A 21,730-nucleotide genomic window follows, 5' to 3' on the forward strand; every position below is an offset into this window, starting at 1 on the left:
AGCTTCTCTTCGTTGTGACTTGCATCACTTCGGAAGAGGCGGCCATTCTAGCGATTTAATTCTCAGTGTCAAACACTTTTGAAAATTAATTTCTACTTTCTAAAAGTAGGAGCGAATAATCGCTTAAAGCTAGTTGCCTAACTAACATTCTGCGCTGAAGCCTTGTGGCGTCTGCCGTGTCAGTGAGGCGGCATTATAGAGATGTTCATCACATTGGCAAGTGTTTATTAAAGAAAAATGCAAAAATAACGATTACATGACGAATAAACACTCAAAGCCTTATTTATTCAACTTTAACTACAAAGTAACTACACAATAACCACAGACTTACCCACAATCGCTCTAATTTTATCCCCTAGAAACAAAAAAGGCTGCCTTATGGCAGCTTTTTAAATAACAATGAGTCTAAATCCCAGAGCCATATTGCTCTCCATCATCTTCATGGAGACCACATTCGCGTTTCAGCCCATTAAAACGAGTTTCTTCTTCAGTCATACCCGGTTCCCACTTCTTAGTTGTATGTGTATCTCCAACAGAAAGGTAACCCTGCTCTCGAAGCGGGTGATAACCGAGACCATGCTCTTCTAGGTAATAGTGAACATCTTTATTCGTCCAATCGATTACCGGCAAAAATTTAAACACACCATTTTGAATAGATAAGATTGGCAAGTTTGCACGCGATTGAGATTGCTCTCTTCTTAAACCGGAAAACCATGTCCCAGCCTCGAGCTCATCTAGCGCTCTTCTCATCGGTTCAACTTTATTAAGCTTGTTGTACTTCTCTATCCCTTCTATACCTTGCTCCCAAAGTTTTCCATATTGCGCTTCTTGCCAATTAGGGCTCTGTTGGGCACGAAAGACTTGAAGGTTTAGAGTCAACTTCTTACTTAACTCATCGATAAAGCGATATGTTTCAGGAAATAGATACCCTGTGTCCGTCAGAATAACCGGAATATCTGGTTTTGCTTGAGTCACTAAGTGCAGCATTAACGCGGCTTGAATGCCGAAACTTGAAGACACAACATGTGATCCTTCCAAGTTTTCTAATGCCCATTTAACTCTTTCTAATACTGTTAGCTGTTCTAACTCAGCATTAATTTGCCCAAGACGAAGTATTTGCTCCGTCTTAGTCAATGCGAGTAGCTCTGCTAACTTCAATTTTGAAGCGACAGAATTATGCATGCAGATCCCTCTTGGAAATGATCACCTCTTCGATGATGCCAGCTCGGATTGTAAAATCACCGAACCCTTCATTGTCGTTGCGTTCTGTAGCCCAACGTCCCACCAGCGCATCAATCTCTTCTAAGGTCTGAGCTGATGTGATGTTCTCTTTATACATCTTAGGGATACGAGTTCCGGCCTTGTTGCCACCTAGGTGCATGTTGTAACGCCCCGGAGCCTTACCCACTAAACCAAGTTCAGCCAACATTGCACGACCACAACCGTTTGGACAACCTGTGATTCGAAGGATGATGTTATCTTCTTCTGGTAATCCATGTTTTTTCAGAATGTCTTCAACATCCGTTACAAACTCAGGAAGAAAACGCTCAGCTTCTGCCATTGCTAAAGGACATGTTGGGAAAGCCACACACGCCATTGAGTTTTTACGTTGCTCTGAAACAGCATCGTCCATCAAGCCATATTGACGCGCCAGTTTTTCAATCTTGGCCTTTTGACTCGTCGACACACCCGCAACAATTAGGTTTTGGTTTGCAGTCATGCGGAAGTCACCTTTGTGGATCTTCGCTATTTCAGCAACACCTGTTTTCAGAGCTTTACCCGGAAAATCAAGTAAACGACCATTCTCGATGAATAACGCCAAGTGGTGCTTACCATCAATGCCTTCCGCCCAACCAATGCGATCACCACGGCCAGTAAACTCATAAGGTCGGCTTTCAGAAAATTCTACGCCTGCACGCTTTTCTACTTCTGCTTTGAATACATCAATACCAACACGGTCTAGCGTGTATTTGGTTTTTGCATTCTTACGGTTTGAACGGTTACCCCAGTCACGCTGAGTCGTTACCACCGCCGCTGCTACATCTAACGTTTTATCTAATGGCACAAAACCAAAGTCGTCAGCTTTACGTGCATAAGTAGAGGTATCACCATGTGTCATAGCAAGACCGCCACCGACTAACACGTTAAAGCCCACCAACTTTCCGTCTTCAGCAATAGCAACAAAGTTAAGATCGTTAGCATGGACGTCCACATCATTTTGCGGAGGAATGACAACCGTCGTCTTGAACTTACGCGGTAGGTAGTTGCTACCAAGGATAGGTTCTTCATCCGTTGTTTCTAGTTTTTCACCATCTAACCAGATTTCTGCATAAGCACGAGTCTTCGGTAATAGATGTTCACTGATCTTTTTCGCCCACTCATAAGCTTCTTGGTGAAGCTCAGACTCAACCGGGTTTGTCGTACACAGAACATTTCGGTTTACATCACCCGCTGTCGCAATTGAATCAATGCCAATGTTATTTAGCGTTTGGTGCATCAACTTAATGTTCGGCTTCAAGACACCGTGGAACTGAAACGTTTGACGAGTTGTTAGACGAATTGAACCGTAAGAGGTACTTTCGTCTGCGAACTTATCAATCGCCAACCACTGCTTAGGGGTAATGATGCCACCAGGCATACGAGCACGCAGCATTACGTTATGTAACGGTTCGAGCTTTTGCTTGGTACGTTCGTTGCGAATATCACGGTCGTCTTGTTGATACATACCGTGGAAACGAATCAACTGAAAGTTATCAGCAGTAAAGCCACCAGTTATTCGATCTTGGAGATCTTGTTCAATCGTACCGCGTAGGTTATTACTTTCACGCTTAAGACGTTCATTGTCAGCCAAAGGTCCAAGTACTTGACCTAGCACTTCTTGCTCTATTACTTGCTTGCTCATTAGTAGACATCCCTTTGGTAACGTTTCGCTTTACGTAAATCATTAATATATTGTTCAGCTTGTTCGCGGCTCTGATTGCCATGTTTTTCCGCAATAGTAACTAACGCTTCATGGACATCTTTCGCCATTCGAGTCGCATCGCCACAAACATAAAGGTACGCGCCCTCTTGGAGCCATTGCCAAACCGGCTCTGCTTGTTCGATTAAACGATCCTGAACATAAACCTTTTCTTTTTGGTCACGGCTAAAGGCAACATCTAGCTTAGTTAGCGCGCCAGACTTAAGGTACTTCTGCCATTCAACTTGGTATAAGAAATCTTGAGTAAAGGTACGGTCACCGAAGAACAACCAGCTTTTGCCTTCAGCATCATTGTTTTCACGCTCTTGAACGAAACTGCGGAAAGGAGCGATACCTGTACCCGGGCCGACCATGATGATTGGTGTATTGTCGTCTTGTGGTAGCTTGAAGTTATTGTTGTTCTCTACAAACACCTTCACTTCGCCACCTTCTTCAAGGCGCTGAGCCAAGAAGCTTGATGCTCCACCTAAACGAGACTCTTCACCTTTTTGGTATTCAACCAGACCAACCGTTAAGTGAACTTCTTCATCCACTTCCGCTTGGCTTGATGCAATAGAATAGAGGCGCGGAGTCAGCTTACGTAACAGGCCAATTAACTCATCAGCCGATAGCTTGGTTTTCTTCTCTGCTAGTACGTCAACGATCTGAGTATTGCCCGCGTATTCACGAAGCTTGTCTTTATCTTCCACCAACTTGATTAACTTCTTGCTGCCAGATAACTCAGCAAACTTGGTCACAAGCTGAGGGTTTGAAGTGGTAATCTCAAATTTACTCACTAGCGCACTATGGATAGATAGATTGTCACCATCGACATCGACACTTTCGATGCCAGATAACCCAACCTTAGAAAGGATCTGATTCGCGAGTTCTGAACTGTTTTCATACCACACACCCAGTGCATCACCCGGTTGGTAAGTAATACCCGACTCATCAAGATCAATCTCGATATGACGAACATCTTTACCCGAGTCACGACCCGTGATCTTTTGGCTGGTTAATAGTGTCGCTGTGTATGGGTTTTGTTTGGTGTATTGCGAATGACCAGCAGCCGCTTGACCTACAGGTAATTGAACCACATCGGCTTCAGTGCCTGTCGATAGCGTCTCTTTTACTTGCTCTAATGCTTTAGCGCGCCATTCCGTTGCTGACTCTTCGTAATCAACATCACAATCAAGGCGATCGACAAACGATTTAGCACCAAGCTTAGCGAGGAAGTTATCGAAATCTTTAGCCGTTTGGCAGAAGAACTCATAGCTGGAGTCACCTAAACCAATCACACCGTATTGTAGATTCGATAATTTTGGCGCTTTCTTCGATTGAAGGAATTCATGCAACTCAATAGCGTTATCAGGGGCTTCGCCCTCACCATTGGTTGAAGCGACGAAAATGACGTGTGTCTCTTTGGCTAAGTTCTTACCTTTATAATCACTCGCATCGAAAAGCTCGACCGCGATTCCTAAGGCTTTGGCTTCTGCCTCTAGCGATTCAGCGACGCCTTTTGCATTACCCGTTTGAGAAGCGAAGATAATGCTGAGCTTACCCGCAGGCTTAGCCGCTAATGCAGCGGCCGCTTGAGCGATTGGCGCAGCAGCACCGACAGGCTGAGCTTGGCTCACTCCCCAAAGATAACCACTGACCCACGCCAGTTGCTGTGAAGACAGTTCAGAAACAGTTTGCTGAAGATGACCCAATTGTTGGTCATTAAGTGGTGCTGCTAGCCCAGGTAACTCATTAGCCCCAGACTGTGCATTATTATTTTGTGAAGACTCTTTCTTATTTAAAGACATGGTCACGACATCCCTAATCATTGCGTGACGATAGATTAACCACTCCTTTTAATAACAAGAAAGAATAGAAAAGTATGTTTTATAACTTTTTGGAAGTAAAAACCGATTGAAACGTAAATTGCCTTACTGGTCTTCAATGCGTACTTGCTGAAAGCCAACCGCCATTGCTGACTTAGATGCTAGGTCTAAATCCGCGTAATGACATTCTTCACCATGAACATCAGTAAGCAGAACAAAGCCACCTCCCATATGGCGAAACTCCACAACCCAAGACCCTTCTTGAATTGAGGGCTCTATGATGGCTTCAACTAACAAGTTTTCTCTATATAAATTTCGTAATTCATTGAGTGTCATATTCCATCCCTTGCTTTGACCTCACAACATAGACCTTCTAAGAATAGACGCTAATTAGCTCTTTGTATTAAGGATGGTCGAAAGTGATGAATGTGCTAACTAATTCCAGAAAGATATAATCAATAGATATAAAAAAACGCCACTTAATAAAGTGGCGTTCTTAAAATTCGTTCTAAATTTGCTTTATATGGCCTAGAAGCGCACTTCAGCACCAGCAAACCAACCATCGACCATGACAAAGCTCTTACCTAGTTCCGAGCTAAAGAACTCATCCGAATCTAGGTCGATAACACGGTAACCACCACGCAGGGCAATTTCAGATTCTGATACAGGGATTCGGTACTGAACACCCGCCATCAAGTCAGTGCTCTTAATACCACTGCTATCACCGAACTCCATCGTACCAATGATATCGAAGTTGGTGTCCGGCACATTGATCTCTGCGTTACCGTAGAAGCTCCACGTGAATTCATCAAACGTTGATGTTTTCGCACCCGTCGTTTTTGGTTCGATATAATTAGAGTTCGAGTACTGAGTAAACGTCACACCAGCATCGAAGTTCATCAACTTGTGCTCTAGCAGTGTGTAGTAAAACGTATAATCGTACTTATCAAAAGCCAACGAGTCCGCATCAACAGAGGTATAACGGAAGCTAGCATTTGGGAGCACTGGGGCATTATGCTCAAATGCGAAATACAACGAAGGTGAGTTAGAATCGTCATCTTGTCTAACTTCGTTTAACTTTGTACTTCCCCACCACATATCAGCACCGACTTTAGCCGTGTAAGAAAACTCTTCAGCAGCAGACACTGCTGAACTTAAAGATAGCATTCCCACTAAAGCAATTAATGGCATTTTATTCATTTGAGATAGCTCCAATTCCATATCGTAGTGCTAATTGTATGCACATTCATAGATTATTGGGGAAAATTCTACCACACATCTTAAATTCTAAAACGATAAACCGCTGACGAGTAAAGATTTGACGGCACTATGACCTTAGTAACGTCTCTGGTTAGAACTGTGTACAAAGTTTTTGAAAAACCACACACCGATTGCAATCACGATCAACCAAGGCAGTAACTTAAACACAACGCCCATCATACCTAAGACCAACATGACTAATAACGCTACTCCGGTTGCGGCCAATATCGTCATAAACGTGATACCTGTGACAAGCAGAGTTGCAACGAAAATAAGAACAAAGATTAATTCAAACATAATGGTCTCCCTAATGAGTTAATGACCTATCTTTCCTACTTTCTAACATTGCAGCTTCCATACCAAGTATGCCAACCCAAGAAAATCCTTATTTATCAGATAAATAAAAAGCCACACATCTTCATGCGTAGCTTTTCGGAAACTTGTAGTGGTAAATTTAGCCTCTAATGGCGAATTTAACCTTAAGGTTTTTAACTTAGAGGGAGGTTAGACATTTAGCTCTTTAGGGATCTTAGCCAATGCTGTTTGCATCACTTCGATACCTGCACCTTTCTTATGTGCGTTTTCACTGATGTAGCGACGCCATTGTCTTGCACCAGGCATGCTTTGGAACAAACCAAGCATATGACGAGAGATATGTCCTAAGCTTGCGCCATTTGAAAGTTCACGTTCGATGTACGGGTACATTTCTTCAACCACTTGTGAGCGCTTCTTGATTGGCGAGTCTAAACCAAAGATCTGCTGATCGACTTCAGCCAAGATAAATGGGCTATGGTAAGCCTCACGACCAATCATCACGCCATCAAGGTGTTGTAAGTGCTCTTTAGTTTGCTCAAGAGTAGTAATGCCACCATTCACGGCAATCACCAGATCAGAGAAATCTTTCTTGATTTGATATGCACGATCATAATCTAGAGGTGGGATCTCACGGTTCTCTTTCGGACTCAGGCCACTCAACCACGCTTTACGCGCATGGATAGTAAATTGCTCACAGCCACCTTTTTCAGAAACCGTCGAAACAAACTTAGTTAGAAACTCATAAGAGTCTTGGTCATCGATACCGATACGCGTTTTCACGGTAATTGGAATATCAGTGACTTCTTTCATCGCTGAAACACAATCTGCCACCAGCTCAGGCTCAGCCATTAGGCACGCACCAAAGCGACCATTCTGAACTCGGTCTGAAGGGCAACCGACGTTAAGGTTTACTTCATCATAACCACGTTCACCAGCCAGTTTGGCACAAGCAGCCAGATCAACCGGATTAGAACCGCCGAGTTGAAGAGCAAGAGGATGCTCTTGCTCGTTATATTCTAGAAAGTCGCCCTTACCATGTAAGATCGCGCCCGTTGTTACCATTTCCGTGTACAGAAGAGTCTGCTGAGAAAGCAAACGGTGAAAGTAACGACAGTGGCGGTCAGTCCAATCGAGCATTGGAGCGACAGACAACCTACATGAATGTGTCATGGCAAAGTACCCTAGTAGCGAGTCAAAAAAATATGCTGGAATACCCAGCAAAAGCAAGGTCGGCTATTGTAAATGCTATGCCCTGTTTGTGCTATATGAACTTTGCCTCACACTTTTTTATAAACCTATTCACCAGATCTCTAATTCAGCCTCATTAATCAGTTATGCCTTGAGTCACACTGTCATTTTGAGTTACCTTGTCTTATTCAAAGTCGTGGGTCACAATACGCTCTGTACCTGACTTTAATAGAAATCATTGGCCCCCAAAACGTAGTAACCTAGAAATAGGGTTTAATTAGGGATGGCCGATTGAATGGTGAAAAATTTGGACCACACATTAATAGAGCAAGTTGAAGGGATATGCGCATCGCGAGGCGTTAGATTGACGCCTCAGAGAAAGCGAGTGTTTGAGCTCATTCTCTCTAATAAAAAAGCCTCTAGTGCTTATGAATTGTTAGAGCAGTTGAAAGTCAGTGAACCACAAGCCAAGCCTCCTACGGTTTATCGCGCTTTAGATTTCTTGTTAGAGCAAGGTTTCATTCACCGAGTTGAGTCAACCAATAGCTTCATATGCTGCTGTTCTTGCAATGCCAACAAACATTTCTCCCAACTACTGATCTGCGATAAATGTGGCACTGTGATCGAACTGCAAGACGATGCGCTTGTCACCCTACTCGCCAGTAACGCTGAGAAGCATGGCTTTCAATTGACTAATCATGTCATTGAATCGCATGGCATTTGCCAATCTTGCTCCTCCGAGATGAAAGAATAAGATTATAGAAGAACATTATGCGCGCTGAATTTGTAAACCCGTTTTTAGCTTCTTTGATGAACGTACTAAAAACGATGGCTTCTCTAGAATTGAAGCCACAAAAACCAAGAGTTAAGAAAGATGAAATCGCTCGTGGCGATGTATCCGGCCTAATTGGTATGGTGGGTACACAATCTCGTGGCTCTATGTCGATCACCTTTGATGAAGGTCTCGCTCTCGAAATCATGGAAAACATGCTCGGTGAACGACCAAACGGCCTCAACGAAGAAGTGACCGATATGGTGGGTGAAATCACTAACATGGTGACTGGCGGTGCAAAACGTATTCTTGCGGAAAGCGGTTTTGACTTCGATATGGCAACGCCAATCGTGGTTTCCGGTAAAGGTCATACGATTCGTCACAAGTGTGATGGGGCAATCATCATCATGCCTTTTTCATCTCAATGGGGTAATGCTTTCATCGAGATCTGTTTCGAATAACAGCTGTTTATTTCTAGCAGTACTGAGTATCAAAGAAGGTTGGCATAATGCCAGCCTTTTTTATTACCTGCGATTTAACCATTGCTTGCTCTACAGATACAAAAACGCCAACCCGAAGGTTGGCGTTTTTTGGATGCTATCGACTCAATTAAGCTTTAAGCGCTTTAAATGCGTTGATTAGACCGTTCGTTGAGCTGTCGTGAGATGTTACTTGAGCATCATCAGCAAGCTCTGGAAGAATTTGGTTTGCTAGTTGCTTACCAAGTTCTACACCCCATTGGTCGAAGCTGAAGATGTTCCAGATAACACCTTGAACAAAGATCTTGTGCTCGTACATCGCGATTAGGTTACCTAAAGAGCGAGGGTTGATTTGCTTAACAAGAATTGAGTTCGTTGGGCGGTTACCTTCAAACACTTTGAAAGGTACTAGCTCAGCAACTTCTTCAGCTGTTTTGCCCGCAGCTAGGAATTCAGCTTCTACAGCCTCTTTTGTCTTACCGAAAGCTAGAGCTTCAGTTTGAGCAAAGAAGTTAGACATTAGCTTCTGGTGGTGATCAGATGCTGGGTTGTGGCTGATAGCAGGCGCGATGAAGTCTGATGGGATCAGCTTAGTGCCTTGGTGAATCAGTTGGTAGAAAGCGTGCTGGCCGTTTGTACCAGGTTCACCCCAGATGATAGGACCAGTTTGGTACTCTACCGGGTTACCTTCACGGTCTACAAACTTACCGTTTGATTCCATGTTACCTTGCTGGAAGTAAGCAGCAAAACGGTGCATGTATTGATCGTAAGGTAGAATTGCTTCTGACTCAGCGCCGTGGAAGTTGTTGTACCAAATACCGATAAGCGCAAGGATGACTGGAATGTTGCTTTCAAACTCAGTTGAAGCAAAGTGGTTATCCATCTCGTGAGCACCTTCTAGTAGCTCAACGAAGTTATCGAAGCCAACAGAAAGAGAAATAGAAAGACCGATCGCAGACCATAGTGAGTAACGGCCACCAACCCAGTCCCAGAATTCGAACATGTTGTCAGTATCGATACCAAACTCAGCAACTGCAGTTGCATTAGTTGATAGTGCTGCGAAGTGTTTAGCTACGTGTGCGTTGTCACCCGCTTCAGCCAAGAACCAATCACGTGCAGAGTGTGCGTTAGTCATTGTTTCTTGAGTAGTGAATGTTTTAGATGCCACTAAGAATAGCGTTGTTTCTGGGTTCAGAGGCTTAAGTGTCTCAACGATGTGAGTGCCATCTACGTTAGAAACGAAGTGCATGTTTAGACGAGTTTTATATGGCGTTAGAGCTTCAGTCACCATGTATGGACCAAGGTCCGAACCGCCGATACCGATGTTAACTACATCAGTGATCTCTTTACCTGTGTAACCTTTCCACTCACCAGAAACGATGCGGTGCGTGAACAGTTCCATTTTTGCTAGTACTGCGTTCACTGCTGGCATTACGTCTTTGCCATCAACCATTACTGGGTTGTCGCTACGGTTACGTAGAGCTGTGTGAAGTACTGAACGACCTTCAGTCTTGTTGATTGCATCACCACCGAACATTGCTTCAATTGCAGACTTAACTTCAGTCTCGTTCGCAAGAGCAAATAGGTGCTGCATAGTTTCAGCATCGATAAGGTTCTTAGAGTAATCGACTAAGATGTCAGAACCGAAACGAGTAGAAAAGCTCTCGAAACGCTTTGCATCTTGAGCAAACAGCTCTTTCATATCCATATCTTGAGCAGACTCAAAATGTGCCGTTAGAGCTTTCCACGCTTGTGTATGCGTTGGGTTGATATTTTTCAACATGGTATCTATCCCGATGTTACTGTAGGTTTTATTCTAAACGTCACCTAGGTGATGAATAGAACCCCCGATTAGGCGAAAGTTTATATTTTTCTGTGATGACCAAACCGCGCCACCACTGAAAGATTCTTTGTAATTTTTTTTCACGACGTATTATGCCGCATATGAAGAGCTGTACCTTGAGATAAATCAGGATTAGATTTCCTGACAGAAGAATCGGTACAGACTCTAGCTCTAACATAATTAAATGTGAGCGATACCTGATAAATTCAAGTTCAAAAGATAGCGTTAAACCACTTTTTTTCCAAATACATTATAAAGGATGGCGTATGTGGATTCAGAAGACTATACACCTAAATGCACGAAAGCGTGGATTTCATCTCATTACTGATGAAATTGAACAACAGATACACGATATCAATTCTCTATCTGTTGGTTTATTACATCTTTTTATCCAACATACCTCTGCCAGCATCACATTAAATGAAAACGCAGATCCTACCGTCCGTACCGATATGGAGTCGCACTTCAATAAGTTTATCCCAGAGCGAGCGCCCTACTACAGACACACCTATGAAGGTGATGATGACATGCCTGCCCACATTAAAGCATCGACACTTGGCACCAGTGTGACAATACCAATTAGCAATGGTCGTTTAGCTTTAGGAACATGGCAGGGCATTTACTTAGGAGAGCACCGGGATTGTGGTGGAAGCCGAACTGTGATTGCTACGATGCAAGGTGAGTAGACTGCTTGAAAACAAGATCTCCTTAATAAAAACAATATCTTGTTAATAAAAAAGAGTGGTGCGTTTCCACAACCACTCTTATAAAAATAGTATTTGGCCTACTGTAGGCCGAAAGCTTTAGAAGGGCTGATTTATCATGACCCTAAAGGTCCCTTCATCACCACCTCGCGCTAATTCAGCACGAACAACAATGCCTTCCACTTGGAAACGAACTGCGCCACCTAAGCTCCACTTCATGTCTGTATGCAGTGTTTTAATGTCGTACTCATCGGCAACACGCCCTACTTCAGCAAACGCTACCCATTGCCACCAAGGCAAGTCGTAGTAGTTAATCAGTGGGATATCGCCCAAAGGTTGCCAGTCAGGAAGCACTCGATACTCTGCAGAGTAATGCACTGCAGAGCGACCGTGATAACGGCCTCCGGTATAACCTCGTAATCGATACAAGCCACCTAATCGAGCTTGCTCGGTCTCCGGTGGACGAGCACAATCTTGCCCAGAGCAGTTATCCCATGTAGGCGTGTCAGCCGTATAGAAATCGAATGCTAAAACTTGTTGATCGAATAAGTCCCCTAAAGGACCTAAAGCAAAGTACTGACTATTTTGGAAGGTCCACTTGAGCCACAAGTCATCATTAGACCAGCTTTCTGCTCCGGTGGTGAATTCTAAGTTAGTATGAGAGCCCTTGGTTGGGTTACGTGTGCTATCACGGTTATCCCAATCAAACGCCAAACTAAAGCCCGTCGCCTCTTCAGAATTGTTTAAGCCTTCTAACTCTCGGGAAGTATAAAAAGGTGTAAAGACAATCGAGCTGACACCCGACTCAACGGGCGAAGCAAGGCTCACGTCTTTGATCGGTTGAAATCCCCCTAACAAGCCATATTCTGCAACATTGCCCCAAGGCAGCAGGTACTTAAACTCAAACTGATAGTTTTCTTCTAAGCCATCGGCAATGGTTTTGTCATCAATGGATGAATCATTATCGCCTTGAGAGCCAATGTAATACGGGTTGTCGTTGAAGCGAGCTTGATACATCTGAGTGCTGAACAGTACGCTCTCAGACAATGCAAAATTAAAGGCTGATAAGAAACCGACGTAGCTATCTTTATCTGAATAAAGTGCCATACCAAACAGAGCGGCTTGAGGTTGCCAAACACCCTTTGCGACACCCGCAACCCCAAAGGTGTTACCCATTGTTTCGGTGCTGAAGTAGAAAGGGACAAAGGCTGAATCTTTTTCTTCACTCAAAGCAGAGGAAGAAAAGCTGACACCAAGTAGCGCCATCACTGACATCACTAAGTGTCGAGTCGTTCGCTTGAACATCATTTACTTTATAAGATCCATGATTACTTCACATACTCCATCGCAACACGCGAAGTCAGTTTCGTAACCAACTCGTAAGCGATAGTGCCAATATGTTCCGCCACTTCTTCTGAAGGTAAGTCTTTACCCCATAGCGTCGCCTCATCACCGACTTTATCAGCCGCATCAGGGCCTAGGTCAACCGTTAGCATATCCATCGATACTCGTCCTGCGATCGGTACTTTTCGACCGTTAACGAACACTGGTGTGCCGTTAGGTGCTGTACGAGGATAGCCATCACCGTAACCAATCGCGATAACTCCAACCTTGGTATCACGTTCACTGGTCCAGTTTCCGCCATAACCAACACTTTCACCGGATTTCACATCGCGAACCGCTATCAGGTGTGAGGTCAAAGTCATCACTGGCAAAAAGCCAAGCTCTTGCGCTGATTTATCCACAAACGGAGATACACCGTAAGAGATGATTCCTGGGCGAACCCAATCAAGGTGGCTGTCAGGCCAAGCGAGTAAACCCGCAGAAGCAGCAAGTGAACGCTCACCTTCACAACCTTCGGTAAGAGACAAGAAAAGCTCAGTCTGTTCAACGGTGGTGGTTCTATCTAGTTCATCAGCACAACCGAAATGGCTCATGTAACGCAGAGGTTTAGCTACGTTTGCACATTGATGCAAACGCTCAACAAAGTTTTGGTATTGCTCAGGGCGAACACCTAATCGATGCATACCACTATCGACTTTTAGCCATACCACAACGGGGGTTTCCAAATCCGCATCCTCTAGCGCGCTTAATTGCTCTTCACAATGCACTACCGTTTGAATGTTATTGGTCACCAAGATGGGTAAATCGCCCGAAGAGTAAAACCCTTCCAGCAACAAAATAGGTTTAACAATGCCACCAGCACGCAGTTGTAACGCTTCTTCAATACGCGCCACACCAAAAGCATCAGAGCTTTTTGAATGCTTGGCGATATGCAGTAAGCCATGTCCGTAACCATTGGCTTTTACAACAGACATTACCTTGCACTGAGGAGCCTTCGACTTTATCTGGTTCAGGTTATGTTCGAGCGCGTTTAAATCAATGCTCGCCGTCGCCGCTTTCATGTAAGTCATTAGCGATTACTCATCATCAAATGCAGGACCTGCATAGTTATCAAATCGGGAGTGTTGACCTTGGAATGTCAAACGAACCGAACCGATAGGACCGTTACGCTGCTTACCAAGGATGATCTCAGCAATACCTTTCAGTGAGCTGTCTGGGTTATAAACCTCATCACGATAGATGAACATGATCAAATCGGCATCTTGCTCAATCGAACCTGATTCACGCAAGTCCGAGTTTACTGGGCGCTTATCAGCACGTTGCTCTAGGGAACGGTTAAGCTGAGAAAGTGCTACAACCGGAACGTTGAGCTCTTTTGCCAGCGCTTTCAATGAGCGAGAAATCTCGGCGATTTCAAGAGTACGGTTATCAGATAACGAAGGTACACGCATTAATTGAAGGTAATCTATCATGATCATAGAGATACCATCGTGTTCACGAGCAATACGTCGAGCACGAGAACGTACTTCTGTTGGCGTTAGACCCGAGCTGTCATCGATATACATATTCTTCTTATCCATAAGAATACCCATGCTCGACGAGATACGAGCCCAATCTTCATCGTCTAACTGACCAGTACGAATCTTGGTTTGGTCTACGCGAGAAAGTGACGCAAGCATACGCATCATCAGCTGTTCGGCTGGCATCTCTAGCGAGAAGATTAAAACAGGTTTGTCTTGCTTCATCGCTGCGTTTTCACACAAGTTCATCGCAAACGTGGTTTTACCCATCGATGGACGAGCAGCAACAATAATTAAGTCAGAACCTTGTAGGCCAGCAGTCTTTTTATTGAGGTCGTTGAAACCGGTATCGACACCTGTCACACCATCTTGTGGCGTTTTGTATAGGATCTCGATACGCTCTAGCGTCTTTTCTAGAATACTATCAACGTTTTGCGGACCTTCGTTTTCACTTGCACGGCCTTCGGCTATCGCGAAGACTTTACTTTCAGCAAGATCAACCAGCTCTTCCGATGTACGACCTTGTGGGTCATAACCAGAATCCGCAATCTCATTCGCCACCCCGATCAGGCTACGAACGAGTGCACGTTGCGCCACGATATCCGCATACGCATTGATGTTTGCCGCACTTGGGGTGTTTTTCGCTAAGTCAGCTAGGTAAGCAAAGCCACCCACTTCTTCAAGTTGCTCACGCAGCTCTAAATGTTCAGAGAGTGTAATAAGATCCAGAGGAGAGCTCTCTTCAAGGATATCCTTTACCGCTTCAAAGATCAGACGGTGAGGACGGCTATAAAAGTCTTTGGCCACAACCTTTTCGGCAACCGTATCCCAGCGTTCGTTATCCAATAACAAACCGCCAATAACAGATTGCTCAGCTTCTAATGAATGTGGCGGGACCTTGATGGCGTCCACCTGATCGTTGGCTGATTTCTGACTTTTGGTATCCACTATGACTACACTCAATAACTAATAATGATCGTTCATTATACCCAAGAACATCCGTTTGTAATCCGATCCTATGAGTTTGTTTTATTCTTCAGGAAGAATTTACCTATTGCTGACGGAATTAACCAAGGGTAGCATTACGATCCTGCCATTCACTCACTGTATAACTAGAGGTATGCGTGTCCAAATTATTGGCTCTGAGCACTGGTCTTCTAAGCACTGGTCTCCTGAGCGCTCCGTTGGCCTTAGCTGATGATGCTAAAGCCTCTGTTGATGCAATTCTCGACTCTATAGTAGTTCCAGAACCTACTGCTGAGCCGATCGTCGTTGCACCAGCACCTGAAGAAAAAGATATGGATATCGCACCGAGTGATACAAGTGATACAGAGCTGCCGAGCCCGCTAAAAACGGAAGTCGAATTTGGATATCAGTCGCATACTGGTAATTCTGATTCACGATCGCTTAACGCACGCCTTAACGGTGAGTACACGGCTGGCCGTCATAGAACCAGTGGTGAATGGAAATACTACAACCTCTACAAAGATGGCGAAGAAGATAAAAGGCAATCGACTTACTCGGCTCAAAGTGACTACAAGTTAAGCCCTAAAACCTACCTTTACGGCAGTTTCAAAGGTGTCGATTCACGATACAGCGCCTACTTTAAGGACTACACTGTTTCGAGCGGTCTGGGTTACCAGTTTTCAAATACAGAAGAGTTTGTATTGGAAGTCGAAGTCGGTCCGGGTTTTCGTTACCAAGAGCCGAATCTCGATGAGCTAGACGATGATGACATCATCTTCCCAGAGATTGTTGAAGAAGCGATTTTTCGTGGCAACGTGAATACGTCTTGGCAGGTATTGAAGAATCTGCAGCTAAAAGCGGATGTGACATTAGTGTCTGGCCACAGTAACCTAAAGTTTGATACCGAACTCGAAGCCATCAATGATATTACTGACAATATCGCGCTGAAGATCGCTCACTCTCGCCAATACCACGATAAAGTGCCTGAAGGATTAAGCAAAGAAGACTCTGTTCTATCTATAAACCTGCTATTCCAATTCTAATCTTAAGATCACTTCTAACCTTGAGAACGACCAGTTCAGCAATAACAGCTTATGGATCACGGTAAGCTTTTTACTTACCACAACCCTTCCTTGTACTTTCCTATATTCCAGACATAAAAAAACACCAGCCGAGGCTGGTGTTTAAAACTTTCAAAAGAAAGAATTCGTCTTGGTACTGAAATTACTCAGCTGCAACGATAGCGATTTTCGCAGTAGCAAAAACTTCAGAGTGAAGTTGGATGCTTACTTCGAATTCGCCGATGTTACGTAGAGCGCCTTCAGGTAGGCGTACTTCGCTCTTAGCTACTGCAACACCTGCCGCTGTAATAGCGTCAGCGATGTCACGAGTACCGATAGAACCGAATAGTTTACCTTCGTCACCAGCTTTAGAAGCGATTGTAACGCCTTCTAGAGTGTTAACGCTCTCTGCACGAGCTTCAGCAGCAGCTAGTTGCTCAGCAACTTTAGCTTCTAGTTCAGCACGACGAGTTTCGAACATAGCAACGTTGTCTTTAGTTGCCATAACTGCTTTACCCTGTGGGATAAGGAAGTTACGAGCGTAACCAGATTTAACGTTTACTTGGTCGCCAAGGCCACCTAGGTTACCGATCTTATCAAGTAGAATAACTTGCATTATCTTAGTCCTCTTAAACTATTATTAACTATTACCGATTACTGATGCTTGTCAGTGTACGGTAGTAGAGCTAGGTAACGAGAACGCTTGATAGCGCGAGCTAGTTGACGCTGGTACTTAGCGCTTGTACCAGTGATACGGCTAGGTACGATTTTACCAGCTTCAGTGATGTAGTTTTTAAGAGTTGCTACGTCTTTGTAGTCAATCTCTTGTACGCCTTCTGCAGTGAAACGGCAGAATTTACGACGACGGAAGAAACGAGCCATGGGCTATCTCCTGATCTTAAATTTAGTAAAGCGGTCTTTCACAATTATCGAAATAACTATCAACGACCTAAAACAAGTTGAGAATTTTTTAAGGCGTTAAGCCAAAAAAGAATTACTCAGCAGCTGCTTCTGGTTTAGCTTCTGTACGCTCTTCGCGACGAGGAGCACGCTCTGCACGCTCTTCTTTTTGCTTAAGCATAATAGATTGCTCAGTCACAGCGCCTTTAGTGCGCATGATCATGTTACGTAGAACTGCATCGTTGAAACGGAAAGCAGTTTCTAGCTCGTCAATCACTTCTTGACCAGCTTCAACGTTCATAAGAACGTAGTGAGCTTTGTGAAGCTTGTTGATTGGGTAAGCCATTTGACGACGACCCCAGTCTTCTAGACGGTGGATAGTACCGCCAGCTTCAGTGATAGAACCAGTGTAACGCTCGATCATGCCAGCAACTTGCTCGCTTTGATCAGGGTGAACCATGAATACGATTTCGTAATGACGCATTTGGTTGCTCCTTACGGATTATTAGCTTCCACGAGTGGCCCGGTCGTCCAGAGGAAGCAAGGAACTAAAGATAAATGACCGAGTTTTAAGGACGGCAAATATTATAGAAAGAACCCTGTATTGGCAAGTGATATTTGGCGAATAATGAAACAGTTTTTCTTTCGCCATTTAGGGGCTGTTAATCTTTCGAGCTGGCTTTTGCAGCTCTTTGTGGGAAATTTATACAAGACAGAGGCTTTGACGTGTAGCTAGCCTACATAAAAAGCCGATAACGCAGTAGAAATGAACCACAAAGGCTGCCCGAAGGGTTCGGCTAAAATCGTTTTATGCTTTGTTGAAGAATATTTGCTTAGAATGACTAGGCTACATACTCTTCGCCGCGCCTAAAACGATTTTATCTCGAACAAAATTCAACCACGAAAGAGCAACAACCCCTTGCCATCTGACAAACCAACCCGTTCTTTCGTAGCAGCCTAAAAACAAACGCCCACCAGCAAGTGGTAGGCGTTAATCAATTCATAGACTTAAAGTCGTTTTTCCTTTTGACTCAGCTTAACGCTATTGAGCTAAGCGCTGACGTACCGCTTCAAACAAACAAATACCAGAAGCTACCGAAACGTTCAGACTTGATACGCTACCTGCCATTGGGATCTTAATCAGATCATCACAGGTTTCACGAGTTAGACGACGCATACCGTCACCTTCTGCACCCATCACAACCGCAAGTGGGCCTGTTAGTTTCGCTTGGTAGATATCATGCGTTGCTTCACCTGCCGTGCCCACAAACCATACGCCCTGCTCTTGCAGTGCTCGCATTGTGCGAGCTAGGTTGGTTACACGCACAAGAGGAACTGTTTCCGCTGCGCCACACGCAACCTTGCTTACCGTTGCTGTTAACGGCGAAGAGCGATCTTTCGGTACGATAACCGCAGCAACACCTGCGGCATCCGCGTTACGTAGACAAGCTCCTAGGTTGTGAGGGTCTGTTACGCCATCTAGAACCAACAGCAAAGGCTGTTCGTGCTGCGCTAGGATATCGTCTAGGTGAGTTTCATTAAGCTGCTTAGCAGGCTTCACCTTAGCAATAAGGCCTTGGTGATTCGCACCTTGTGCTTTTTCATCCAGCGGCTTACGACCCATCTGTTGAATCGACACACCAAACTGTTGCAGTTGGTTCAGTAATGGAAGAAGACGCTCGTCTTGGCGACCTTTCAGTACATACGCTTCGATAAAACGTGCAGGATCTTTTTCTAGTACGGCTTTCACCGCGTGAATACCGTAAATAAATTCGTTACTCATTGTCTCAACTTACTCTTATTGCTCAGAGAAGAATGACATCAAACCCGACGCATTCATCTCTGTATTGTTTATTTCGAGAGTATGCGTCTTGCGCCTGATACTCTCGCATTAAAGTCATTTCGTATTAAATCAGTTAGGCGCTAAACCTGATTAGCAGAGCGCCTTATTAATCTTAAGATTTATCAGTCTTAAGACTTATCAGCCTTTGGCTTACGGCTTGCAGCACGCTTTTTCTTAGCGCGAGCTTTAGCAGCACCGGTTTTATTCGCTGGCTTTTTCTTCTTAGCCGGGCCTTCGCTGCTTCCGTCAGGTCGCTTAGTTGGCTCAACCATAGGCTTCGCTGATACACCTGGCTTATTACTCTTCACTGCTGAGCGCTTCTTGCTTTTCGCCTTTTTCATCGCTTCGGCTGCACGCTTCTTGGCTGTTTTGCCTTTACCACGCGGCTGACGATCAGTGTCTTCTAAGTCAAAGTCGATTTGGCGAGTTTCTAAGTTAACCGCAGAAACTTTCACTTTAACCGAATCACCCAAGCGGTAGATATTACCAGAGCTTTCACCCACGAGACGCTGACCAACAGCATCAAATTGGTAGTAATCGTTCGCTAGCGCTGAGATATGTACCAAGCCATCGATGTGCAGTTCAGTTAGACGAACAAAGAAGCCGAAGCCAGTCACGTTGGCAATTACACCATCCATCACTTCACCGACATGGTCTTGCATGTATTCACACTTCAACCAGTCGTTTACTTCACGCGTTGCGTCATCAGCACGACGCTCAGTCATTGAACACTGCTCGCCGTAGAAGTCCATATCATCGAAAGTGTAGTGGTAACCACCGGTTGGCGTCCAACGTTCGCTGTTACGACCGCCTTCTTTCGCAATAAGGTACTTAATCGCACGGTGCAATAGCAAGTCAGGGTAACGACGAATCGGCGAGGTAAAGTGAGCATAGCGTTTAAGGGCTAAGCCAAAGTGACCCGCGTTATCCGCGTTGTAGACCGCTTGCTTCATTGAACGAAGTAGCATGGTTTGGATTAATTCACGGTCTTCACGTTCGTTAATCTGTTGCATCAATTGTGCATAGTCTACAGGTGATGGCGACAGACCACCTTCCAGTGTTAAACCTAATTCACTTAAGAAGCTCTTGAAGCCCATTAGGCGCTCTTCGCCCGGAGTTTCGTGAACACGGTACAGAGCAGGCTCTTTCGCTTTCTCTACGTAAGATGCCGATGCGATGTTCGCCAGAATCATACACTCTTCGATGATCTTGTGTGCATCGTTACGGATTACCGGTTCAATGCGGTCGATCTTACGATCCGCATTGAAGATAAATTTGGTTTCTACCGTTTCAAACTCAATCGCACCACGCTCATCACGCGTTTTCTTCAGAACTTTGTACATCTTGTGCAGTTCTTCTAGATGCGGTACTTCTGGCTCGTAACGCTCACGAAGTTCTTCATTGCCATCTAAGATCGCGCCTACTTTATTGTAAGTAAGACGAGCATGAGAGTTCATGACTGCTTCATAGTGCTTGTAACCCGACAGCTTACCTTTGTCTGAGATAGTCATCTCACACACCATACATAAACGGTCTACTTGTGGGTTCAATGAACATAAGCCATTTGAAAGTACTTCTGGCAGCATTGGTACAACTTGTGACGGGAAGTATACCGAGTTACCACGGTTAATCGCTTCTTTGTCTAGCGCGGTATCTGGGCGAACGTAGTAACTTACGTCAGCAATCGCTACCCATAGACGCCAGCCGCCGCCTTTCTTCGCTTCACAGTAAACCGCATCATCGAAGTCACGCGCATCTTCACCATCAATGGTAACCAATGGCAGTTTACGCAGGTCTACACGTCCTTCTTTTGCTTCTTCAGGAACATGCTCACCGAGGTTTTCGATTTGCTTATCTACCGCTTCAGGCCACTCTTGTGGGATCTGATGAGTACGGATCGCAATCTGCGTTTCCATACCCGGCGCCATATTTTCACCAAGAACTTCGGTTACTTTACCCATCATGTTACGAGAACGACCACCGCGATCCGTAATCTCAATCACAACCACATTACCCATTCGAGCACCGCCTTTATGCTCAGTTGGGATCTGGATGTCGTGACTAATACGCGAATCATCAGCAACAACGTAAGAATGGCCGTATTCTAGGAAGAAGCGACCAACAAGTGGCGTTTTACGCTCTTCAAGCACACGAACCAAGCGACCTTCACGACGGCCACGCTTACTGTTATCAGTAGGCTGAACCAATACGTAATCACCATGCATGATGGTTTTCATCTGGTGATGTGGCAGCACGATATCATTGTCTTTACCCACACTGCCATCTGGGCGAACCCAACCATGACCGTCTTTATGACCAATCACATAGCCTTTGATCAGTTCCATCTTCTCAGGCAATGCGTAGCACTGACGACGAGTAAAGATAAGCTGTCCATCACGCTCCATTGCACGTAAACGACGACGCAGCCCTTCATATTGTTCCTCTCCAGCAAGACCCAAAGCTTCGAATAGATCGTTGCGGTTCATCGGAATATTCGCGTCTGTTAGAAACGAAATAATGAACTCTCGGCTTGGTACTGGGTTATCGTAATTTTTCGACTCTCGGTCGGCAAAAGGATCAACAGTGGTTGTCGCTGTCGTGTTTTCTGACGTTGGTGTGTTTTTTGACATAGGCGGGCCTGCTTAAGCAAGGAAGGTATATACCCCTAGTATATCTGATGCTAGGGGTAAGCTACAGATATGCTTTGGAAAACACTCAAATAACCTCAGATTGATACGTATTTTCACTTT

At 44.7% G+C, this 21,730-nt stretch carries 20 protein-coding genes; 4 read left to right on the forward strand and 16 right to left on the reverse strand.

Features of this window, described 5'->3' with window-relative positions; translation table 11 throughout:
• Nucleotides 1–405: 405 nt before the first annotated feature.
• The 7 genes from BCU34_RS21180 to dusA all read right to left on the reverse strand — a co-directional run bounded on the left by BCU34_RS21180 (nucleotide 406) and on the right by dusA (nucleotide 7,530).
• Nucleotides 406–1,182, reverse strand: a complete 777-nt coding sequence (locus BCU34_RS21180) for a phosphoadenylyl-sulfate reductase (protein WP_102478967.1) — start codon at nucleotides 1,180–1,182, stop codon at nucleotides 406–408.
• The gene (gene cysI, locus BCU34_RS21185; protein ID WP_102433532.1) at nucleotides 1,175–2,902 is read right to left on the reverse strand and encodes an assimilatory sulfite reductase (NADPH) hemoprotein subunit; all 1,728 of its coding nucleotides are present in this window, start codon (nucleotides 2,900–2,902) and stop codon (nucleotides 1,175–1,177) included. Before cysI ends, BCU34_RS21180 begins: the two co-directional genes overlap by 8 nt.
• Nucleotides 2,902–4,767, reverse strand: coding sequence for an assimilatory sulfite reductase (NADPH) flavoprotein subunit (locus BCU34_RS21190; RefSeq protein ID WP_102478977.1), 1,866 nt, complete (start codon nucleotides 4,765–4,767; stop codon nucleotides 2,902–2,904). Before BCU34_RS21190 ends, cysI begins: the two co-directional genes overlap by 1 nt.
• 123 nt (nucleotides 4,768–4,890) lie before the next feature.
• The gene (locus BCU34_RS21195; RefSeq protein ID WP_102478968.1) at nucleotides 4,891–5,121 is read right to left on the reverse strand and encodes a hypothetical protein; all 231 of its coding nucleotides are present in this window, start codon (nucleotides 5,119–5,121) and stop codon (nucleotides 4,891–4,893) included.
• A 192-nt stretch (nucleotides 5,122–5,313) separates the two neighbouring features.
• Complete coding sequence (locus BCU34_RS21200) at nucleotides 5,314–5,985, reverse strand: TIGR04219 family outer membrane beta-barrel protein (protein ID WP_102478969.1); 672 nt, start codon at nucleotides 5,983–5,985, stop codon at nucleotides 5,314–5,316.
• Nucleotides 5,986–6,120: 135 nt separating this feature from the next.
• A complete protein-coding gene (gene pspG, locus BCU34_RS21205; protein WP_102478970.1) occupies nucleotides 6,121–6,342 on the reverse strand; it encodes an envelope stress response protein PspG in 222 nt (73 codons plus the stop codon).
• A 207-nt stretch (nucleotides 6,343–6,549) separates the two neighbouring features.
• Complete coding sequence (gene dusA, locus BCU34_RS21210) at nucleotides 6,550–7,530, reverse strand: tRNA dihydrouridine(20/20a) synthase DusA (protein ID WP_102478971.1); 981 nt, start codon at nucleotides 7,528–7,530, stop codon at nucleotides 6,550–6,552.
• Nucleotides 7,531–7,843: 313 nt separating this feature from the next.
• Between dusA and zur the strand changes: the two genes are divergently transcribed.
• Both zur and BCU34_RS21220 read left to right on the forward strand, forming a co-directional pair.
• On the forward strand, nucleotides 7,844–8,302 hold the full coding sequence (gene zur, locus BCU34_RS21215; protein WP_017059941.1) for a zinc uptake transcriptional repressor Zur: 459 nt from the start codon (nucleotides 7,844–7,846) through the stop codon (nucleotides 8,300–8,302).
• 17 nt (nucleotides 8,303–8,319) lie between these two features.
• A complete protein-coding gene (locus BCU34_RS21220; protein ID WP_017059940.1) occupies nucleotides 8,320–8,781 on the forward strand; it encodes a chemotaxis protein CheX in 462 nt (153 codons plus the stop codon).
• A gap of 148 nt (nucleotides 8,782–8,929) precedes the next feature.
• Here BCU34_RS21220 and pgi read toward each other — a convergent pair whose 3' ends face one another.
• A complete protein-coding gene (gene pgi / locus BCU34_RS21225) occupies nucleotides 8,930–10,582 on the reverse strand; it encodes a glucose-6-phosphate isomerase (protein ID WP_102478972.1) in 1,653 nt (550 codons plus the stop codon).
• Nucleotides 10,583–10,908: 326 nt separating this feature from the next.
• On the opposite strand from pgi, the gene BCU34_RS21230 reads away from it, so the two are divergent.
• Nucleotides 10,909–11,328, forward strand: a complete 420-nt coding sequence (locus tag BCU34_RS21230; RefSeq protein ID WP_048661605.1) for a secondary thiamine-phosphate synthase enzyme YjbQ — start codon at nucleotides 10,909–10,911, stop codon at nucleotides 11,326–11,328.
• Nucleotides 11,329–11,445: 117 nt separating this feature from the next.
• Here the strand turns inward: BCU34_RS21230 and BCU34_RS21235 are convergent, their stop codons facing one another.
• The 3 genes from BCU34_RS21235 to BCU34_RS21245 are packed head-to-tail and all read right to left on the reverse strand — an operon-like array spanning nucleotide 11,446 to nucleotide 15,158.
• Nucleotides 11,446–12,651, reverse strand: coding sequence for a BamA/TamA family outer membrane protein (locus BCU34_RS21235; RefSeq protein WP_413286283.1), 1,206 nt, complete (start codon nucleotides 12,649–12,651; stop codon nucleotides 11,446–11,448).
• A 23-nt stretch (nucleotides 12,652–12,674) separates the two neighbouring features.
• Complete coding sequence (gene alr / locus BCU34_RS21240) at nucleotides 12,675–13,760, reverse strand: alanine racemase (protein ID WP_048661604.1); 1,086 nt, start codon at nucleotides 13,758–13,760, stop codon at nucleotides 12,675–12,677.
• A gap of 6 nt (nucleotides 13,761–13,766) precedes the next feature.
• Entirely contained in the window at nucleotides 13,767–15,158 is a 1,392-nt protein-coding gene (locus BCU34_RS21245) for a replicative DNA helicase (RefSeq protein WP_016767560.1), read from the reverse strand.
• Nucleotides 15,159–15,334: 176 nt separating this feature from the next.
• Between BCU34_RS21245 and BCU34_RS21250 the strand changes: the two genes are divergently transcribed.
• Entirely contained in the window at nucleotides 15,335–16,219 is an 885-nt protein-coding gene (locus BCU34_RS21250; protein WP_102433514.1) for a DUF481 domain-containing protein, read from the forward strand.
• A 181-nt stretch (nucleotides 16,220–16,400) separates the two neighbouring features.
• Here the strand turns inward: BCU34_RS21250 and rplI are convergent, their stop codons facing one another.
• From rplI to rnr, 5 genes are all read right to left on the reverse strand, one after another.
• Nucleotides 16,401–16,853, reverse strand: coding sequence for a 50S ribosomal protein L9 (rplI, locus tag BCU34_RS21255; protein ID WP_010434182.1), 453 nt, complete (start codon nucleotides 16,851–16,853; stop codon nucleotides 16,401–16,403).
• A 38-nt stretch (nucleotides 16,854–16,891) separates the two neighbouring features.
• Complete coding sequence (gene rpsR / locus BCU34_RS21260; RefSeq protein ID WP_000090472.1) at nucleotides 16,892–17,119, reverse strand: 30S ribosomal protein S18; 228 nt, start codon at nucleotides 17,117–17,119, stop codon at nucleotides 16,892–16,894.
• A gap of 112 nt (nucleotides 17,120–17,231) precedes the next feature.
• Nucleotides 17,232–17,621 carry a 30S ribosomal protein S6 gene (rpsF, locus tag BCU34_RS21265; protein ID WP_004741278.1) on the reverse strand — a complete coding sequence of 130 codons (390 nt, stop codon included), beginning with the start codon at nucleotides 17,619–17,621 and terminating at the stop codon, nucleotides 17,232–17,234.
• Nucleotides 17,622–18,179: 558 nt separating this feature from the next.
• The gene (gene rlmB, locus BCU34_RS21270; protein ID WP_017063180.1) at nucleotides 18,180–18,920 is read right to left on the reverse strand and encodes a 23S rRNA (guanosine(2251)-2'-O)-methyltransferase RlmB; all 741 of its coding nucleotides are present in this window, start codon (nucleotides 18,918–18,920) and stop codon (nucleotides 18,180–18,182) included.
• 188 nt (nucleotides 18,921–19,108) lie between these two features.
• The gene (rnr, locus tag BCU34_RS21275) at nucleotides 19,109–21,610 is read right to left on the reverse strand and encodes a ribonuclease R (protein ID WP_050647227.1); all 2,502 of its coding nucleotides are present in this window, start codon (nucleotides 21,608–21,610) and stop codon (nucleotides 19,109–19,111) included.
• Nucleotides 21,611–21,730 lie beyond the last annotated feature (120 nt).

This window comes from Vibrio sp. 10N.286.45.E10 (assembly GCF_002874195.2).
Taxonomy (GTDB): domain Bacteria; phylum Pseudomonadota; class Gammaproteobacteria; order Enterobacterales; family Vibrionaceae; genus Vibrio; species Vibrio crassostreae.

Excerpts from the sequence above, each read along its gene's own strand:
- rlmB (WP_017063180.1), bottom strand. The coding sequence starts at position 18,920 with ATGAGTAACGAATTTATTTACGGTATTCACGCGGTGAAAGCCGTACTA.
- BCU34_RS21180 (WP_102478967.1), bottom strand. The coding sequence starts at position 1,182 with ATGCATAATTCTGTCGCTTCAAAATTGAAGTTAGCAGAGCTACTCGCA.
- rpsF (WP_004741278.1), bottom strand. The coding sequence starts at position 17,621 with ATGCGTCATTACGAAATCGTATTCATGGTTCACCCTGATCAAAGCGAG.
- BCU34_RS21200 (WP_102478969.1), bottom strand. The coding sequence starts at position 5,985 with ATGAATAAAATGCCATTAATTGCTTTAGTGGGAATGCTATCTTTAAGT.
- BCU34_RS21235 (WP_413286283.1), bottom strand. The coding sequence starts at position 12,651 with ATGTTCAAGCGAACGACTCGACACTTAGTGATGTCAGTGATGGCGCTA.
- BCU34_RS21230 (WP_048661605.1), top strand. The coding sequence starts at position 10,909 with ATGTGGATTCAGAAGACTATACACCTAAATGCACGAAAGCGTGGATTT.
- rplI (WP_010434182.1), bottom strand. The coding sequence starts at position 16,853 with ATGCAAGTTATTCTACTTGATAAGATCGGTAACCTAGGTGGCCTTGGC.
- BCU34_RS21220 (WP_017059940.1), top strand. The coding sequence starts at position 8,320 with ATGCGCGCTGAATTTGTAAACCCGTTTTTAGCTTCTTTGATGAACGTA.
- rpsR (WP_000090472.1), bottom strand. The coding sequence starts at position 17,119 with ATGGCTCGTTTCTTCCGTCGTCGTAAATTCTGCCGTTTCACTGCAGAA.
- BCU34_RS21195 (WP_102478968.1), bottom strand. The coding sequence starts at position 5,121 with ATGACACTCAATGAATTACGAAATTTATATAGAGAAAACTTGTTAGTT.
- dusA (WP_102478971.1), bottom strand. The coding sequence starts at position 7,530 with ATGACACATTCATGTAGGTTGTCTGTCGCTCCAATGCTCGATTGGACT.
- zur (WP_017059941.1), top strand. The coding sequence starts at position 7,844 with ATGGTGAAAAATTTGGACCACACATTAATAGAGCAAGTTGAAGGGATA.
- BCU34_RS21190 (WP_102478977.1), bottom strand. The coding sequence starts at position 4,767 with ATGTCTTTAAATAAGAAAGAGTCTTCACAAAATAATAATGCACAGTCT.
- pgi (WP_102478972.1), bottom strand. The coding sequence starts at position 10,582 with ATGTTGAAAAATATCAACCCAACGCATACACAAGCGTGGAAAGCTCTA.
- pspG (WP_102478970.1), bottom strand. The coding sequence starts at position 6,342 with ATGTTTGAATTAATCTTTGTTCTTATTTTCGTTGCAACTCTGCTTGTC.
- alr (WP_048661604.1), bottom strand. The coding sequence starts at position 13,760 with ATGACTTACATGAAAGCGGCGACGGCGAGCATTGATTTAAACGCGCTC.
- cysI (WP_102433532.1), bottom strand. The coding sequence starts at position 2,902 with ATGAGCAAGCAAGTAATAGAGCAAGAAGTGCTAGGTCAAGTACTTGGA.
- rnr (WP_050647227.1), bottom strand. The coding sequence starts at position 21,610 with ATGTCAAAAAACACACCAACGTCAGAAAACACGACAGCGACAACCACT.